This is a genomic window from Pseudomonas fluvialis (genome assembly GCF_014207935.1).
Classification (GTDB): Bacteria; Pseudomonadota; Gammaproteobacteria; order Pseudomonadales; family Pseudomonadaceae; genus Aquipseudomonas; species Aquipseudomonas fluvialis_A.
Map to the genome: position 1 here is coordinate 373,281 of NZ_JACHLL010000002.1, position 15,469 is coordinate 388,749.

Consider the following 15,469-nt stretch of genomic DNA (forward strand, 5'->3'; position numbering starts at 1 on the left):
GATATTCGCCGGCTGAATCGTTGACAACAATGCGTCACCGAACGCGAGTCTTCGCTATAGTCGGAAAAACCCCTCAGTGCCTTTCCTATGCGCCTATTCAGCCTGCTTGCCAGCCTGCTCATCTGCTTCAACGTGCAAGCCCGCGAGATTCGCATTGCCAGCCTCGAGTACCCACCTTTCAGCAGCCCGAAGCTGCAGGACGGTGGCAAGCTGGTGGCACTCAGCCGCGCCGCCCTGCAACTGCAGGGCCACAGCCTGAAAGTCGATTTCATGCCCTGGGCACGTGTCGTCCTGGCTATCAAACGCGGCGACTATGACGGGGCCTTGCCGCTCTGGCCCACGGACCTGGTCGAGCTGCACCTGCGCCCCTCCCGCCCACTCGCCTACAGCGAGATGGGCTTCTTCGTGCGCCGCGACAGCTCGCTGCAAGGACTTTCCCTGGAGGCTCTCAAAGGCCTGCGCGTTGGTATTGTCCGGGGCTATGCCTATCCCAAGCACCTGCTCTCCGGCGGCTTGATAGCCGAGGAAGCCGCCAACGACATCAGCAACCTACGCAAACTGGCCGCCAGACGCTTCGATCTGGTGCTGCTGGAGCGCGAGGTCGGCCTGCACCTGCTGCAGGAAGAGCCATTACTCGGCCAGCAACTGACCTGGCAGGGCCGCCTGCATGAACGCATCCCGCTGCTGATCGGTTTCCGTCCGGCCAGGGGTGACGAGGCCGAACTGGCCGAGCAGTTCGATGATGGTCTCAAACACCTACTGGCCAGCGGCGAGTACCTGCGCATTCTGCAAACCCCGGCTCGCTGAGGCTTTGCGCGACTGCGCCGCTTGTGCACAATGCCCGCACACTCCGGGCAAAAGGACCCGATATGCTGCACGATGCCTTCTGGCTCAACGCCACTGATGCCACTCCGCTGTTCGTCAATCACTGGGCTCCCGAACAGCCTCCGCGGGCAGCGGTGATGCTGGCCCACGGCATGGCCGAACACAGCGGTCGCTATGCCCGCCTGGGCGCTGCCCTGGCTGCCATCGGGATCAGCCTGTATGCGCTCGACCAGCGCGGCCATGGGCGCAGTGCAGAACACGGCACCCTCGGTCATTACGCCGATGCCAATGGCTGGAACAAGGTGGTCGGCGATCTGGCCACGCTCAACCACCACATCCGCCAGCAACTGCCGCAGACACCGATCATCCTGTTTGCCCACAGCATGGGCACCTACATTGGCCAGGCCTATCTGATGCAGCACAGCTGCAGCCTTCAGGCAGCGGTACTTTCCGGCTCCAACTACCAGCCACTGGCGCTGTACCGCGCGGCCGAGCTGGTCGCCCGCTTCGAGCGCTGGCGCCTGGGCCCGACCGGCCGCAGCAAACTGCTCAACTTCCTCACCTTCGGTTCGTTCAACCAGGCCTTCAAGCCCAACCGCAGCGAGTTCGACTGGCTAAGCCGCGACGCCGCCGAAGTCGACAAGTACATCAACGACCCCCTGTGCGGCTTCATCTGTACCACCCAGCTGTGGATCGATCTGTTCGGCGGCCTGCAGCAGATCACCCCGACCGATAACCTGGCGCAGATCGACAACGAACTGCCTGTCCTGGTGATCGGCGGCGAACGTGACCCGGTCAGCCAGGGCAAGCGTCTGCGTGATCTGGCCGAAGCGCTGCGCCGGGCCGGGCTCAAGGATGTCGAACTGAAGATCTACCCGGACGGCCGCCATGAGCTGCTCAACGAAAGCAACCGCGACGAAGTCACCGCTTATCTGATCCACTGGCTGGAGCAGGCGCTCACGCGCCGCCGCCAGTGCCCACCCCCTCAGCAGGAGCCCGCATGACCCAGGTCAGCAACGTCCCCTACGACGCCCTCGAAATCGGCCAGAAGGCCAGCCTCAACAAGACCGTTGAAGAACGCGACGTGCAGTTGTTTGCTGCCGTTTCCGGCGACAACAACCCGGTACACCTGGACGCCGCCTTCGCCGCCGAAACCCTGTTCAAGGAGCGAATCGCCCACGGCATGTTCAGCGGTGCGCTGATCAGCGCGGCGATCGCCTGCGAACTGCCAGGACCTGGCACCATCTACCTCGGCCAGCAACTCAGGTTCACCCGCCCGGTAAAGCTCGGCGATACCCTCACCGTGGAACTCGAAGTGCTGGAAAAACTGCCCAAGGGCCGCGTGCGCCTGGCCACCCGCGTGTTCAATCAGAACGCCGAGCAGGTGGTAGACGGCGAAGCCGAAGTGCTGGCCCCGCGCGCTGCGCAGACCGTCAGCATGCCGGCGATGCCGCAGGTCACCATCGCCTGACAGCACCGGCTCCATGAAAAAGGCCGGCCCCTGGGGGCCGGCCTTTTTCATATGTCCCAGGCAAAAAAATGGGCGACTCAAGTCGCCCAAAATGCCTTGCGTGCCTGTCAACCGGAAGAACTAGCCCTGCTTGCGCTTGTGCGCGTCCTTCCAGACGAAATAGCCAAAACCTGCGCAGAACACCACACACAGACCAACGATCAGAATTCCGGAAAGTACGACTTCATCGAGAAACATGGGAGCCTCCTGCAACTGTGGCGCCTTGAAGAGATGGCTCCACGTTACCAGCGCAGGAGTGAGGAAAATTGATCTGCATCAATGGCCGCAAACAGCGACAGCCCGGCGTGGATCAGGACTGACGCAGATCAAAAGAGCACGCTGTCAGCGCTTCTTCGGCTTGTTCTTGGCCTTCTTTTTGACGACCGGCAACGGCATGGCCTGTTCGAAGGCCTGGCGCATCTCCTGCAGGCGCTTCTCGTGAACGTCATGAATGCGCTTGCCACGCTCGGCAGAGAAGTCGATCAGCTTGTCATCACTCATGGCGCGGCCCTACCAGGCGAAAGGTGAGATTGAGCCGTGGCGCGCAGGGCTTGCGCGTCTTGGCCACCTGATGCTGCCAATGATGCTGGGTTTGCCCGGCCATGACCAGCAGCGAGCCATGCCCCAACATCAGGGAATGCTCGATGCGCGTCCCGCCCTTACGCCGCAGATCGAAACGCCGCTCGCCTCCCAGGCTGAGCGAGGCAATCAGCGGGTTGCGCCCCAGTTCCACCTCGTCGTCGCTGTGCCAGCCCATGGAATCCTGGCCATCGCGGTACAGGTTGAGCAGCACCGCATTCAACGGCTGCCCCACCTCCGCCTCGACCTGGCGGCGAATCTCGGCAAGCAGCGGCGTCCACGGCAAGGGGCAATGTTCGACGCCAGAATAGCGGTAACGCGCCTGCGCATCGCCATACCACGCCACCTGGCGCGGCGTCGCCAGCCAGCGACCATGGATGAACAGTTGCGGCTGACTCCAGGGTGTTTCACGCAACAACTGCGCCAGCCAGGCATCAGCAATCTCGGGCGACAACCACTGCGGCAACCAGTGCAGCTCGGCATCTGCCAGCTGCAGCGGCTCATCGGCAAACAGCATCACACCTCCACATCCACCCACAGACCCTGGCGCGGCAGATCGTCCAGACCGGGCGCTTCTTCCTCGGTCGGAGTCTCGGCCATTTCCTGCGGAGTATGCCCCTGGCGCTGACGCCGGCGCTGCTCCTCGCGCAAGCGCTCGGCAACCTCCTGGGGATGACGGCGGTCGAGGGTCACCGCCGACTCGGCGGCTGCGCCCTGAGCCGGCGTCACCAGCGGAATTTCCGGGCGAGGCTTGACCGGGTCCTGCTGGGCCGTGACCGGGGCCAGGCTGTGAGGGATGGGCGGCAACATGCTGAGGCTCCTTTTATCAGGCTGTCGGCCTAAGCGCAGGCGACTTGATGCGTGCTCGCTACACTGCATTGGAAAGGTGCTTCGCGGAATGGTTTCCTGCCAGCCCCGCCGGTTTTTCCGTCGCCCTGTGCACACTGTTCCGCTACCATAGCCGGCTTTTTTTGGCAGGCGTAACAATCACATGGCGGGAAGTCGCATGGCACAGCAGTATGAACCAGGGCAACGTTGGATCAGTGACAGCGAGGCGGAACTCGGACTGGGCACCATCCTAACCGCTGACGGTCGCCTGCTCACCGTGCTCTACCCGGCCACCGGCGAAACCCGCCAGTACGCCCAGCGCAACGCCCCACTGACCCGCGTGCGCTTCGCCCCGGGTGACGAGATCACCCACTTCGACAACTGGAAGCTGACCGTGCAGAGCGTTGACGATGTCGACGGCCTGCTGATCTACCACGGCCTCAATGCGCAGAACGAGCTGTGCACCCTGCCGGAAACCCAGCTGTCCAACTTCATCCAGTTCCGCCTGGCCAGTGATCGACTGTTCGCCGGGCAGATCGACCCGCTGAACTGGTTCGCCCTGCGTTATCACACCCTGGAACACCGCTCGCGCCTGCTCCAGTCGAACCTCTGGGGCCTGGGTGGCAGCCGCGCCCAACCGATTGCCCACCAGCTGCACATCGCCCGCGAAGTGGCCGACCGCATCGCCCCGCGCGTCCTGCTGGCCGACGAAGTGGGCCTGGGCAAGACCATCGAGGCCGGCCTGGTGATCCATCGCCAGCTGCTCTCGGGCCGTGCCAGCCGCGTGCTGATCCTGGTGCCGGAAAACCTCCAGCACCAGTGGCTGGTGGAAATGCGCCGGCGCTTCAACCTGCAGGTGGCGCTGTTCGATGAAGAGCGCTTCATCGAGAGCGATGCCGACAACCCGTTCGAGGATACCCAGCTGGCGCTGGTCGCCCTGGAATGGCTGAAGGACGACAGCAAGGCCGCCGAGGCGGTACTGGCCGCCGGCTGGGACCTGCTGGTGGTCGACGAGGCCCACCACCTGGTCTGGCACCCGGAAAGCGCCAGCGCCGAATACCTGCTGGTCGAGCAACTGGCCCGGCGCAGTGCCGGCGTACTGCTGCTGACCGCCACACCAGAACAGCTGGGGCTGGACAGCCACTTCGCGCGCCTGCGTCTGCTCGACCCGGACCGTTTCCATGATCTGGAAGCCTTCCGTGCCGAGAGCGCGCAGTACAAGCCGGTGGCCGAAGCCGTGCAGGAACTGCTCGACCACGGCCAACTCAGCAAAGAAGCGCGCGAGGCCATTCAGGGTTTCCTCGGCGCCGAGGGCGAGAGCCTGCTGGCCGAAATCGCCAGCGGCGATGAAGAAGCCCGCGCCCGTCTGGTGCGCGAACTGCTCGACCGCCACGGCACCGGCCGCGTGCTGTTTCGCAATACCCGCGCCGCGGTGCAAGGGTTCCCCGAGCGCAACCTGCACCCCTACCCGCTGGCCAATCCGGCCGAATACATGGAGCTGCCGCTGGGCGAGCACCCCGACCTCTACCCGGAAGTCAGCTTCCAGGCCCAGCAGGATGGCGAAGAAGAGCGCTGGTGGCGCTTCGACCCGCGCGTCGAGTGGCTGATCGATACCCTGAAGATGCTGAAGAAGGTCAAGGTCCTGGTGATCTGTGCCCACGCCGAAACCGCGCTGGACCTGGAAGACGCCCTGCGCGTGCGCTCCGGCATCCCGGCCACGGTGTTCCACGAAGGCATGAGCATCCTCGAACGCGACCGCGCGGCGGCCTACTTTGCCGACGAGGAGTTCGGTGCCCAGGTGCTGATCTGCTCCGAGATCGGCAGCGAAGGTCGCAACTTCCAGTTCAGCCACCATCTGGTGCTGTTCGATCTGCCGGCTCACCCGGACCTGCTTGAGCAGCGCATCGGCCGTCTCGACCGCATCGGCCAGAAGCACACCATTCAGCTGCACGTGCCCTATCTGGAGGACAGCGCCCAGGCACGCCTGTTCCAGTGGTACCACGAGGCGCTGAACGCCTTCCTCAACACCTGCCCGACCGGTAACGCCCTGCAGCATCAGTTCGGCCCACGCCTGCTGCCCTTGCTGGAAGGCGGCGACGATGCCGCCTGGCAGACGCTGGTCAACGACGCCAGAAACCAGCGCCTGCGCCTGGAAGGCGAGCTGCACAGCGGCCGCGACCGCCTGCTGGAACTCAACTCCGGCGGTGCCGGCGAGGGCGAAGCGCTGGTCGAGGCCATCCTCGAACAGGATGACCAGTTCAGCCTGCCGATCTACATGGAAGAGCTGCTCGACGCCTTCGGTATCGACAGCGAAGACCATTCCGACAACGCCCTGATCCTCAAACCCGGCGAGAAGATGCTGGATGCCGGCTTCCCCCTGGGGGACGACGAAGGCGTGACCATCAGCTACGACCGCGACCTGGCACTGGCCCGCGAGGACATGCAGTTCATCACCTGGGAGCACCCCATGGTGCAGGGCGGCATGGACCTGGTGCTGTCCGGTTCAATGGGCAACACCGCCGTGGCGCTGATCAAGAACAAGGCGCTGAAACCCGGCACCGTGCTCCTCGAACTGCTGTTCGTCAGCGAGGCCGTGGCACCCAAGGCGCTACAGCTGGGACGTTTCTTCCCGCCGGTGGCACTGCGCTGCCTGCTCGACGGCAATGGCAATGATTTGGCCAGCAAGGTCGCCTTCGACACCCTCAACGAACAGCTGGAAAGCGTGCCGCGCGGCAGCGCCAACAAGTTCGTGCAGGCCCAGCGCGACGCCCTGAGCAAGCAGATCGGCGCTGCCGAGGCCAAGATTGCGCCGCAGCATGCCGCCCGCGTTGCCGAAGCCCAGCGCCGACTGGCCGCCGAACTGGATGAAGAGCTGGCGCGCCTGACTGCCCTGAAAGCCGTCAATCCGACGGTGCGCGACAGCGAGATCGAGGCGACCCGGCGCCAGCGTGACGAAAGCCTGGCCTTCCTCGACAAAGCGGCCCTGCGCCTGGAAGCGATTCGCGTCCTGGTAGCGGGCTGATCCTGAACACGGCGCCTGACTTCAGGCGCCGTAGCGACTCACGCAACCAAAACCCGCCAGGCATCCAGCCAGGCCAGACCTGCGGCCGTTGAAGCCTGCGGCCTATATTCGGCTGCCAGCCAGCGGTGGTACCCGGCTGCACGCAGAGCGTCGATGGCTGCGGAAAAATCCAGCGTGCCAGTACCGGGCTCATGTCGTCCCGGGCAGTCGGCAAACTGCACATGGCCGATGCGCCCGGCCAGCAGGGCGATGCCGGCCGGAATATCCAGCCCCTGCCGGGCCATGTGGTAGAGGTCGAGCTGCGCGTGCAAATTGGGGTGATTCACCGAGCGCAGCAGTTCGTCCAGTTGTTCTGGGGTGCTGATCAAAAAGCCCGGCATATCCAGCGGGTTGATTGCCTCGCACAGCACACCGATGCCCAATACGGCAAAGGCCTCGGCAGCACGGCGCAGGTTGGCCGTGAGACAGGCCAGTGCCTGATCGCGCTCGACGCCTTCAGCCAACCGCCCCGGCAGCACATTGACCCACTGCGGCCGGACCATGGCGGCATAGCTCAGGGCCTCCTGCAGGGCAGCATCGAACTCGACCTGGCGTGCCGGCACGCCAGCCAGCCCGGGGCCACCAGTCATCAGATCGCCCGCCGGCAGGTTGATCAGCACCAGCGGCAGGCCGGCGCGCTCCAGCGCTTCCTTGAGCGCAATGGCCGGCACTTCATAGGGAAACTGGATTTCCACGCCAGCAAAACCGGCCACGGCAGCAGCCCGCACCCGCTCCAGCAGCGGCAGCTCGTTGAACAGCAGCGACAGGTTGGCGGCGAGTTTCATGGTTTTTCCTCGAACAGTTCGATCAGGGTCGCCGGATCCTTGTGCAAGGCACCCTGCTGTCCGTGCAGGCGCATCAGCTGCGCCGCCAGCCCGCTCATCGGTGTGGCCGATGCACTGGCCTGCGACAGCCGCACTGCGGTATCCAGATCCTTGAGCAGGGTACGCACATGCCACTTGATCGGTTCGAAACGACGCTCGGCCATCTGCGGAGCCAGGATCTGCAACGGCTTCGAATCGGCAAAGCCACCAGCCAGTGCCGGCGCCAGCAGAGTGGCATCTACCCCGCTACGCTCGGCCAGCGCCACTACCTCGGCAATCACCAGCGCATTGCTGGCGACAATCATCTGGTTGCACACCTTGGTCACCTGCCCCGCACCCACTGCCCCCATATGGGTCAGACGCTGCCCCAGATGTTCGGCAATCGGACGCAGCCGCTGGATATCGTCGTGATCACCGCCAACCATGATGGCCAGCGTGCCGGTTTCGGCTCCAGCCGTGCCGCCGGAAACCGGGGCATCGACCCAGCGCATGCCGGTTCGCGCCAGCAGTTCGGCTGCCATCTCGCGGGTCATGGCAGGATCGGAACTGGAGAAATCCACCAGCAACTGCCCGGGGCGCGCCGTTTCGACCAAGCCGCCAACCCCAAAGACCACGTCGCGCACCGCCGCGCTATCAGCCAGACACAGCAGAATAACTTCGGCCCGGTCACACAGTTCGGCCGGCTGATCAACGCGCTGAGCACCCAGCTCCAGCAGCGGCAGGCATTTGTCCGCCGAGCGGTTCCAAAGGGTCAGGGGAAAGCCGGCCGCCAGCAGGCGGCGGCACATCGGCTGGCCCATCAGGCCGATGCCGGCAAAGGCAAGAGAAGGAAGGGACTGGATCATGCAGGCACCCGTCAGACTGGACGGCCGCCAGTGTATCAGCGCCGCTGGCGCGGCGCGTCGGGCTTACAAGCCGTCTTTTTCCAGGTGTTCGAAGTTCACCGGCTCGCCTGGCTTGGCACCAAGCTTGTGGCGGATATCTTCGAACATGGCGTCGTACTCGCTATGACCACGCATGATCGGGCTGGCATTGCTCGGAAGGCCATGCTTGATCACCGCCTTGGAAATTAGGCTGGCGAAGTTGAAAGCCGTATCGCTGTGCATGTCGAACTCTTCGACAAAAGCCTTGCCGGCAATTTCACCCGTGACCTTGAAGTGCATCAGCGTGCCTTCAGTAGCGTCATGCCGAACCTCATAGTTCACATCGATACTGAAGTCGGGAACACCCGGCATCCCTGGCAGATTCTTGCGATGTAGATGACCTGGCTCAAACATGGACTGGCACTCCTTTGTGGGTCTTTGTCTGCCGCTGAGCTTCGCGGAAAAAACCATCTACGTCCAGCCCGGCACCACCCAATACTCTGCGCTAGATCAATGCAGCAGCGGCTTTGTCTCACGCTCCTGAATCACCACCCAGGGCGCCACCACCACCGCCCACAGGTCCGGATCACGCGCCAGCAGGTCTTCGGCCAGGGCGGCTTCGACCTTGGCCAACTGACCGCTGGTCAGCCAGACCGTCACACTGGCCTTGTCATCCGTAGCCAGAGCCTCGGCCACCGCCACCAGATCGGCCTGCGGATCAACCCAAAGCAGGGCTCCACGGGCAAAGAAGGGCTGCAGCTCCTGCCAGGAGATTTTCGCGGTTTCGCCCAGCAGCTTGGCATAGAGGGTGCTAGTTTGTTCGGTCATGGGTTGTTCCTGTGCCAATCCTGATCAAAGAATGGCCGGCATGATACTCGGCAACTCTCGGTGAATGAACTATTCAAGGACTTGGCCGAACGATCAGAAAACTCCAAGACAACGCCGTTTTTCTGTATGTTTGTTACGCTCATGCGACACCCGCAAAACCGCCCTGAATGCTTGGCTTTTCAAGGCGCAAAGCACCGCTCTACACTGTGCCGGTACAGTTGCCCGGCCAGTGTCCGCGGCAGCCATCCTCGCCTGTCACCACGGCAGCGCGGATAACAACAACTTATAAAGACCAACGAGTGGAGCACTATGAACAAGGCTACTAAGCAGATGACCAAGCTGTTTGCCGCCATGGCCATGGCCGGCGTTGCCAGCTACTCCGTAGCGGCTGACACCATCAAGATCGCCCTGGCCGGTCCGGTTACCGGTGCGGTTGCGCAATACGGCGAAATGCAGTTCATCGGTGCCAAGATGGCCATCGAGCAGATCAACAAGGCCGGCGGCGTCAATGGCGCCATGCTCGAAGGCGTGGTCTACGACGACGCCTGTGATCCCAAGCAGGCCGTTGCTGTCGCCAACAAGATCGTCAACGACGAAGTGCAATACGTGGTTGGCCACCTGTGCTCCAGCTCCACTCAGCCGGCGTCCGACATCTACGAAGATGAAGGCATCCTGATGATCACCGCGGCCTCCACCAGTCCGGAGATTACCGCTCGTGGCTACCAGCTGGTGTTCCGCACCATTGGCCTGGACAGCCTGCAGGGCCCGACCGCCGGCAAGTTCATTGCCGAGCACGTCAAGCCCAAGACTGTCGCCGTGATCCACGACAAGCAGCAGTACGGTGAAGGTATTGCCACTGCCGTGAAGCAGACCCTGGAAGCCGCCGGCACCAAGGTCGCCCTGTTCGAAGGCATCAATGCCGGCGACAAGGACTTCTCGGCCATGATCGCCAAGCTCAAGCAGGCCAACGTCGACTTCGTCTACTACGGCGGCTACCACCCGGAACTGGGCCTGCTGCTGCGTCAGTCGGCCGAGAAGGGCCTCAAAGCCAAGTACATGGGTCCGGAAGGTGTCGGCAACAAGGAAATCTCGGCCATCGCCGGCCCGGCCTCCGAAGGCCTGCTGGTGACCCTGCCGAAGTCCTTCGACCAGGATCCGAAGAACCAGGCACTGGTTGAAGCCTTCAAGGCCAAGAACCAGGACCCGACCGGCCCGTTCGTATTCCCGGCCTACGCCGCGGTACAGGTCATGGCCGAAGGCATGAAGAAGGCCGGCAGCACCGACACCGCCAAGGTGGCCGAAGCTCTGCGCGCCAACAGCTTCGAAACTCCCACCGGCACCCTCGCCTTCGACGAGAAGGGTGACCTGAAGGACTTCAGCTTCGTGGTCTACGAATGGCACCAGAACGGCACCAAGTCCGAAGCCAAGTAAGCCCATGCGTTAACCCAAAGCCCACTGCACCTGCAGTGGGCTTTGTTTATTCGAGCAATCCGGATATTCGCCGCGCTACCCGCGCCGCCCCCGCCGGGATATCCGAGGAGTCAGGTAATGCCCGATCTCTATCACTATCTGCAGCAGCTGGTTAACGGCCTGACTGTTGGCAGTACCTACGCCCTGATCGCCATTGGCTACACCATGGTCTACGGCATCATCGGCATGATCAATTTCGCCCATGGCGAGGTGTACATGATTGGCTCGTACGTGGCCTTCATCGTCATCGCCGGGCTGTCCCTGATGGGACTCGACAGCCTGCCGCTGGTCATCACCGCCGCCTTCGCCGCGAGCGTGATCGTCACCAGTGCCTATGGCTACAGCATCGAACGGGTGGCCTACCGCCCCCTGCGTGGCAGTAACCGCCTGATCCCGCTGATTTCGGCGATCGGCATGTCGATCTTCCTGCAGAACGAAGTGCTGCTGGCCCAGGACTCCAAGGACAAGGCCATCCCCAACCTGCTGCCCGGCAACTTCGTCATCGGTGCCGACAGCATGAGCGGCGTGACCATCTCCTACATGCAGGTGCTGATCTTCGTCATTACCTTCGTGGTGATGCTCGGCCTGACCGCCTTCATCTCTCGCTCACGACTGGGCCGCGCCTGTCGCGCCTGCGCCGAAGACATCAAGATGGCCAATCTGCTGGGCATCAACACCAACAACATCATCGCCCTGACCTTCGTCATCGGCGCCGCGCTGGCTGCCGTGGCCGCTGTGCTGCTGGGCCTGCAATACGGCGTGATCAACCCGCATCTGGGCTTCCTCGCCGGGATCAAGGCCTTCACCGCCGCGGTGCTCGGCGGCATCGGCAGCATCCCCGGCGCCATGCTCGGTGGCCTGCTGCTGGGCGTGGCCGAAGCCTTCGGCGCCGATATCTTTGGTGATCAGTACAAGGATGTGGTGGCCTTCGGCCTGCTGGTTCTTGTGTTGCTGTTCCGTCCGACCGGCATCCTCGGTCGCCCGGAGGTGGAAAAAGTATGATGGCCCGCTCACTCAATAATCGTATCAAGACCGCCTTCTTTAGCGCTCTGCTGGTACTGGCCGTGGCCTACCCGGTACTGGGCCTGAAGCTGACCACCGTGGGCATCAAGCTGGAAGTGCATGGCGCCAGCCCGGCTATGCTCTGGACCATCGCCGCAGCCGCCATTGGCATGTTCCTCTGGCAACTGCTGCGCGACCGCCTGGACGGACCGCTGAGCAGCCTGCCCAGCCTGCCCGGTCTGCCCGCCTCGGCCAGCAGCTTCCTGACTCTGCCCTCGACCCAGCGCTGGATCATCCTCGGTCTGATCGTGGTCGGTCTGGCCTGGCCGTTCTTCGGCAGTCGCGGTGCGGTGGACATCGCCACGCTGATCCTGATCTACGTGATGCTCGGCCTCGGCCTGAACATCGTGGTCGGCCTGGCGGGCCTGCTGGATCTGGGTTACGTCGGTTTCTACGCCGTCGGCGCCTACAGCTACGCCCTGCTCTCGCATTACTACGGCCTGGGTTTCTGGACCTGTCTGCCGATCGCCGGAGCACTGGCGGCACTGTTCGGCTTCCTCCTGGGTTTCCCCGTGCTGCGTTTGCGCGGCGACTACCTGGCCATCGTGACGCTGGGCTTTGGCGAGATCATCCGCATCCTGCTGCGCAACATGACCGAGCTGACTGGTGGCCCCAACGGCATCAGCAACATCGACAAGCCGACCCTGTTCGGCCTGTCGTTCGAGCGCCGCGCCGCCGAAGGCATGCAGACCTTTCACGAATATTTCGGCATTGCCTACAACGGCATCAACAAGGTGATCTTCCTCTACCTGGTCGCCCTGCTGCTGGTTCTACTGACCCTGTTCGTGATCAACCGCCTGCTACGCATGCCGATCGGCCGCGCCTGGGAAGCCCTGCGCGAAGACGAGATCGCCTGCCGCGCACTGGGCATGAACCCGACCATCATCAAGCTCTCGGCCTTCACCCTGGGCGCCACCTTCGCCGGTTTCGCCGGCAGTTTCTTCGCCGCGCGCCAGGGCCTGGTCACGCCGGAGTCCTTCACCTTCATCGAGTCGGCGATCATTCTCGCCATCGTCGTGCTCGGCGGCATGGGCTCGCAGCTGGGCATCATCCTCGCGGCCGTGGTGATGATCCTGCTGCCTGAGCTGATGCGTGAATTCAGCGAGTACCGCATGCTGATGTTCGGTGCGCTGATGGTACTGATGATGATCTGGCGTCCGCAGGGCCTGCTGCCCATGCAACGCCCGCACCTGGAGTTGAAACCATGAGCCGCCCGATTCTTGAAGTCAGCGGGCTGACCATGCGCTTCGGCGGCCTGCTGGCCGTCAACAATGTCGCCCTCACCGTGCAACCCAAGCAGGTGGTTTCGATGATCGGCCCCAACGGCGCCGGCAAGACCACCGTATTCAACTGCCTGACCGGCTTCTACCAGCCCACGGGTGGTGTGATCCTGCTGGACGACGAGCCGATCCATAACCTGCCGGGGCACAAGATCGCTCGCAAAGGCGTGGTACGCACATTCCAGAACGTTCGTCTGTTCAAGGAAATGACCGCGGTGGAGAACCTGCTGGTCGCTCAGCACCGTCACCTCAACACCAACTTCCTCTCCGGTCTGTTGAAGACCCCGGACTTCCGCCGTAGCGAGAAGGCCGCGATGGAATACGCCGCGCACTGGCTGGAACAGGTCAACCTCACCGAAGTGGCCAACCGCCCGGCTGGCACCCTGGCCTACGGCCAGCAGCGCCGCCTGGAAATTGCCCGCTGCATGATGACCCGCCCGCGCGTGCTGATGCTCGACGAGCCCGCCGCTGGCCTCAATCCCAGGGAAACCGAGGACCTCAAGGCGCTGATCGGCATGCTGCGCGACAAGCACGACGTCACCGTGCTGCTGATCGAGCACGACATGCATCTGGTCATGAGCATTTCCGACCACATCTACGTGATCAACCAGGGCACGCCCCTGGCCGACGGTACGCCGGAGCAGATCCGCAACAACCCGGACGTGATCAAAGCCTATCTGGGGGAAGCGTGAGCATGCTGACTTTCAACAACGTCTCCACCTTCTATGGCAAGATCCAGGCGCTGCACGACATCAATGTCGAAGTGCGCAAGGGCGAGATCGTCACCCTGATCGGCGCCAATGGCGCCGGCAAGTCGACCCTGCTGATGACCCTGTGCGGCTCGCCCCGCGCCGCCAGCGGCAGCATCCGTTATCAGGGTGAAGAACTGGTCGGGCTGGACACCCCGGAGATCATGCGCAAGAGCATCGCGGTAGTGCCCGAAGGGCGCCGCGTGTTCGCTCGCCTGACCGTGGAAGAGAACCTGGCCATGGGTGGCTTCTTCGGCACCAAGGCCGACAATCAGGAGCAACTGGACAAGGTCCTGCACCTGTTCCCGCGCCTGAAGGAACGTTTCGAGCAACGCGCGGGCACCATGAGCGGTGGTGAACAGCAGATGCTCGCCATTGGCCGGGCGCTGATGAGCAAGCCGCAGTTACTGCTGCTCGACGAGCCGTCACTGGGTCTGGCACCGATCATCATCCAGCAGATCTTCGACATCATTGAGCAGCTGCGCAAAGATGGCGTGACCGTGTTTCTGGTCGAGCAAAACGCCAACCAAGCGCTCAAGCTAGCTGATCGCGGCTATGTGCTGGAAAACGGTCGCATCGTCATGCAGGGCAGCGGTGCCGACCTGCTGGTCGACCCGAAAGTGCGCGACGCCTACCTCGGCGGCTGACGCACCCACCTCCTTGCCGCCCTGCGGCAAGGAGGCCTTCTCCGACTATCAGGCCAGCAGCACGACTGCAGCCACAATCACACCCAGCACCAGCGCCCCGGCCACCAGCAGCAAGCGGCCATTACCGCTTGCCGGCGCCTGAACCGGTGCCTGAGGAGCAGCGGCCTGTGCCCGCGCAGGGTTGAGCGCCGCCGCCTGGCTCACCTGCGGCTTGCCCGCCGGCTTGGGCACCTTGACCGCCTGCATGAATACCGTGGCATCCTCATCGGCCTGAGGCTGATCGATCTCGACCTTGGGCCCGATCACCAGAAGACTGACTGACCCCATGCGCAGTTCATCGCCAGGGCGCAGCGGGCCTGCCGCCAGCTTTTCCTGATTGACGAACACGCCGTTGGCCGATCCCAGATCCTTGAAATACAGCACGTCATCCTGCAGATAAAACTCGCAGTGGCGGCGCGACAGTTCCTGGTCGCTGGCAAAACACAGTTCGCATTGCGCGGAGCGGCCGAAGGTCTGCGACGAACTGATTGGGTATTTGTGGCCCTGATGCTCGCCTTTGAGAACCTGCAGGAACCAGCGCGCGCTCAAGCCATCCTGACGCACACTGCTCCTGGCCGGATCGCTCAGCTCCATCTCGACAGCACCCAGGCGCAGCAGATCGCCAGCTCGCAACTGGTAGCGACTGCCTATGCGTTCGTCATTGACGAAGGTGCCAGTCTGGCTGCCGCAGTCGCTGAGGTAGTAGTGACCCTGCTCCTGACGGATTTCGGCATGGAACGCACTGACGCCGGCGTCTTCCATGACCAGCTGGTTACGCTCGTCCTGGCCGATGGTGAAACGCTCTTCGGTAAGCCAGAGCGGCGCCTGGCGACTGTCTTTGAAATGCAGCTTGAGCATTTTTCGTGTTAACCCTGTTGCTGATGGCGACCCGCTCGGCAAGAGC

The 15,469-nt window shown here is 63.2% G+C and carries 18 protein-coding genes; 9 read left to right on the forward strand and 9 right to left on the reverse strand.

Translation table 11 applies throughout. The features are described from left to right. Nucleotides 1-87 precede the first annotated feature (87 nt). From HNP49_RS06770 to HNP49_RS06780, 3 genes are all read left to right on the forward strand, one after another. Nucleotides 88-807 carry an ABC transporter substrate-binding protein gene (locus HNP49_RS06770; RefSeq protein ID WP_184681770.1) on the forward strand — a complete coding sequence of 240 codons (720 nt, stop codon included), beginning with the start codon at nt 88-90 and terminating at the stop codon, nt 805-807. Between the two features lie 62 nt (nt 808-869). Continuing rightward, complete coding sequence (locus HNP49_RS06775; protein WP_184681772.1) at nt 870-1,829, forward strand: alpha/beta hydrolase; 960 nt, start codon at nt 870-872, stop codon at nt 1,827-1,829. After that, complete coding sequence (locus HNP49_RS06780; protein ID WP_184681774.1) at nt 1,826-2,296, forward strand: MaoC family dehydratase; 471 nt, start codon at nt 1,826-1,828, stop codon at nt 2,294-2,296. The genes HNP49_RS06775 and HNP49_RS06780 overlap by 4 nt, the downstream gene beginning before the upstream one ends. Before the next feature lie 120 nt (nt 2,297-2,416). Here the strand turns inward: HNP49_RS06780 and ccoM are convergent, their stop codons facing one another. The 4 genes from ccoM to HNP49_RS06795 all read right to left on the reverse strand — a co-directional run bounded on the left by ccoM (nt 2,417) and on the right by HNP49_RS06795 (nt 3,724). Further along, nucleotides 2,417-2,533, reverse strand: a complete 117-nt coding sequence (ccoM, locus tag HNP49_RS18810) for a cytochrome c oxidase subunit CcoM (RefSeq protein ID WP_311772078.1) — start codon at nt 2,531-2,533, stop codon at nt 2,417-2,419. Between the two features lie 144 nt (nt 2,534-2,677). After that, entirely contained in the window at nt 2,678-2,836 is a 159-nt protein-coding gene (locus HNP49_RS06785; RefSeq protein ID WP_184681776.1) for a hypothetical protein, read from the reverse strand. After that, complete coding sequence (locus HNP49_RS06790; protein ID WP_184681778.1) at nt 2,829-3,431, reverse strand: alpha-ketoglutarate-dependent dioxygenase AlkB; 603 nt, start codon at nt 3,429-3,431, stop codon at nt 2,829-2,831. The genes HNP49_RS06785 and HNP49_RS06790 overlap by 8 nt, the downstream gene beginning before the upstream one ends. After that, entirely contained in the window at nt 3,431-3,724 is a 294-nt protein-coding gene (locus HNP49_RS06795) for an aspartate-semialdehyde dehydrogenase (protein WP_184681780.1), read from the reverse strand. The genes HNP49_RS06790 and HNP49_RS06795 overlap by 1 nt, the downstream gene beginning before the upstream one ends. Nucleotides 3,725-3,920: 196 nt before the next feature. On the opposite strand from HNP49_RS06795, the gene rapA reads away from it, so the two are divergent. Then, nucleotides 3,921-6,764: an RNA polymerase-associated protein RapA gene (gene rapA / locus HNP49_RS06800; RefSeq protein WP_184681781.1), complete on the forward strand. Its 2,844-nt coding sequence runs from the start codon at nt 3,921-3,923 to the stop codon at nt 6,762-6,764. A 38-nt stretch (nt 6,765-6,802) separates the two neighbouring features. On the opposite strand, the gene HNP49_RS06805 is transcribed toward rapA, so the two are convergent. The 4 genes from HNP49_RS06805 to HNP49_RS06820 all read right to left on the reverse strand — a co-directional run bounded on the left by HNP49_RS06805 (nt 6,803) and on the right by HNP49_RS06820 (nt 9,318). Then, entirely contained in the window at nt 6,803-7,588 is a 786-nt protein-coding gene (locus HNP49_RS06805) for a hydroxypyruvate isomerase family protein (RefSeq protein ID WP_184681782.1), read from the reverse strand. Next, nucleotides 7,585-8,472, reverse strand: coding sequence for an NAD(P)-dependent oxidoreductase (locus tag HNP49_RS06810; protein WP_184681783.1), 888 nt, complete (start codon nt 8,470-8,472; stop codon nt 7,585-7,587). The genes HNP49_RS06805 and HNP49_RS06810 overlap by 4 nt, the downstream gene beginning before the upstream one ends. Nucleotides 8,473-8,535: 63 nt before the next feature. Then, complete coding sequence (locus tag HNP49_RS06815) at nt 8,536-8,904, reverse strand: DUF5064 family protein (RefSeq protein ID WP_184681784.1); 369 nt, start codon at nt 8,902-8,904, stop codon at nt 8,536-8,538. A gap of 96 nt (nt 8,905-9,000) precedes the next feature. Next, nucleotides 9,001-9,318: a DUF2288 domain-containing protein gene (locus HNP49_RS06820; protein WP_184681785.1), complete on the reverse strand. Its 318-nt coding sequence runs from the start codon at nt 9,316-9,318 to the stop codon at nt 9,001-9,003. 309 nt (nt 9,319-9,627) lie between these two features. Here HNP49_RS06820 and HNP49_RS06825 point away from each other — a divergent pair, with 309 nt between their 5' ends. From HNP49_RS06825 to HNP49_RS06845, 5 genes are all read left to right on the forward strand, one after another. After that, a complete protein-coding gene (locus HNP49_RS06825; protein WP_184681786.1) occupies nt 9,628-10,749 on the forward strand; it encodes a branched-chain amino acid ABC transporter substrate-binding protein in 1,122 nt (373 codons plus the stop codon). A gap of 117 nt (nt 10,750-10,866) precedes the next feature. Beyond that, nucleotides 10,867-11,790, forward strand: coding sequence for a high-affinity branched-chain amino acid ABC transporter permease LivH (livH, locus tag HNP49_RS06830; RefSeq protein ID WP_184681787.1), 924 nt, complete (start codon nt 10,867-10,869; stop codon nt 11,788-11,790). Continuing rightward, nucleotides 11,790-13,058, forward strand: a complete 1,269-nt coding sequence (locus tag HNP49_RS06835; protein WP_184681788.1) for a high-affinity branched-chain amino acid ABC transporter permease LivM — start codon at nt 11,790-11,792, stop codon at nt 13,056-13,058. The genes livH and HNP49_RS06835 overlap by 1 nt, the downstream gene beginning before the upstream one ends. Then, on the forward strand, nt 13,055-13,822 hold the full coding sequence (livG, locus tag HNP49_RS06840) for a high-affinity branched-chain amino acid ABC transporter ATP-binding protein LivG (protein WP_184681790.1): 768 nt from the start codon (nt 13,055-13,057) through the stop codon (nt 13,820-13,822). The genes HNP49_RS06835 and livG overlap by 4 nt, the downstream gene beginning before the upstream one ends. A 2-nt stretch (nt 13,823-13,824) precedes the next feature. After that, the gene (locus HNP49_RS06845; protein WP_184681791.1) at nt 13,825-14,526 is read left to right on the forward strand and encodes an ABC transporter ATP-binding protein; all 702 of its coding nucleotides are present in this window, start codon (nt 13,825-13,827) and stop codon (nt 14,524-14,526) included. Between the two features lie 48 nt (nt 14,527-14,574). Here HNP49_RS06845 and HNP49_RS06850 read toward each other — a convergent pair whose 3' ends face one another. Continuing rightward, nucleotides 14,575-15,423, reverse strand: a complete 849-nt coding sequence (locus tag HNP49_RS06850) for an FHA domain-containing protein (protein ID WP_184681793.1) — start codon at nt 15,421-15,423, stop codon at nt 14,575-14,577. Nucleotides 15,424-15,469: the final 46 nt, after the last annotated feature.

Bases quoted from the DNA above. Each gene is read 5' to 3' on its own strand.
- HNP49_RS06810 (WP_184681783.1), bottom strand. From the start codon at position 8,472: ATGATCCAGTCCCTTCCTTCTCTTGCCTTTGCCGGCATCGGCCTGATG.
- HNP49_RS06775 (WP_184681772.1), top strand. From the start codon at position 870: ATGCTGCACGATGCCTTCTGGCTCAACGCCACTGATGCCACTCCGCTG.
- HNP49_RS06850 (WP_184681793.1), bottom strand. From the start codon at position 15,423: ATGCTCAAGCTGCATTTCAAAGACAGTCGCCAGGCGCCGCTCTGGCTT.
- HNP49_RS06835 (WP_184681788.1), top strand. From the start codon at position 11,790: ATGGCCCGCTCACTCAATAATCGTATCAAGACCGCCTTCTTTAGCGCT.
- HNP49_RS06780 (WP_184681774.1), top strand. From the start codon at position 1,826: ATGACCCAGGTCAGCAACGTCCCCTACGACGCCCTCGAAATCGGCCAG.
- ccoM (WP_311772078.1), bottom strand. From the start codon at position 2,533: ATGTTTCTCGATGAAGTCGTACTTTCCGGAATTCTGATCGTTGGTCTG.
- HNP49_RS06845 (WP_184681791.1), top strand. From the start codon at position 13,825: ATGCTGACTTTCAACAACGTCTCCACCTTCTATGGCAAGATCCAGGCG.
- HNP49_RS06785 (WP_184681776.1), bottom strand. From the start codon at position 2,836: ATGAGTGATGACAAGCTGATCGACTTCTCTGCCGAGCGTGGCAAGCGC.
- livH (WP_184681787.1), top strand. From the start codon at position 10,867: ATGCCCGATCTCTATCACTATCTGCAGCAGCTGGTTAACGGCCTGACT.
- HNP49_RS06805 (WP_184681782.1), bottom strand. From the start codon at position 7,588: ATGAAACTCGCCGCCAACCTGTCGCTGCTGTTCAACGAGCTGCCGCTG.
- HNP49_RS06790 (WP_184681778.1), bottom strand. From the start codon at position 3,431: ATGCTGTTTGCCGATGAGCCGCTGCAGCTGGCAGATGCCGAGCTGCAC.
- HNP49_RS06825 (WP_184681786.1), top strand. From the start codon at position 9,628: ATGAACAAGGCTACTAAGCAGATGACCAAGCTGTTTGCCGCCATGGCC.
- HNP49_RS06770 (WP_184681770.1), top strand. From the start codon at position 88: ATGCGCCTATTCAGCCTGCTTGCCAGCCTGCTCATCTGCTTCAACGTG.
- HNP49_RS06795 (WP_184681780.1), bottom strand. From the start codon at position 3,724: ATGTTGCCGCCCATCCCTCACAGCCTGGCCCCGGTCACGGCCCAGCAG.
- HNP49_RS06820 (WP_184681785.1), bottom strand. From the start codon at position 9,318: ATGACCGAACAAACTAGCACCCTCTATGCCAAGCTGCTGGGCGAAACC.
- HNP49_RS06815 (WP_184681784.1), bottom strand. From the start codon at position 8,904: ATGTTTGAGCCAGGTCATCTACATCGCAAGAATCTGCCAGGGATGCCG.
- rapA (WP_184681781.1), top strand. From the start codon at position 3,921: ATGGCACAGCAGTATGAACCAGGGCAACGTTGGATCAGTGACAGCGAG.
- livG (WP_184681790.1), top strand. From the start codon at position 13,055: ATGAGCCGCCCGATTCTTGAAGTCAGCGGGCTGACCATGCGCTTCGGC.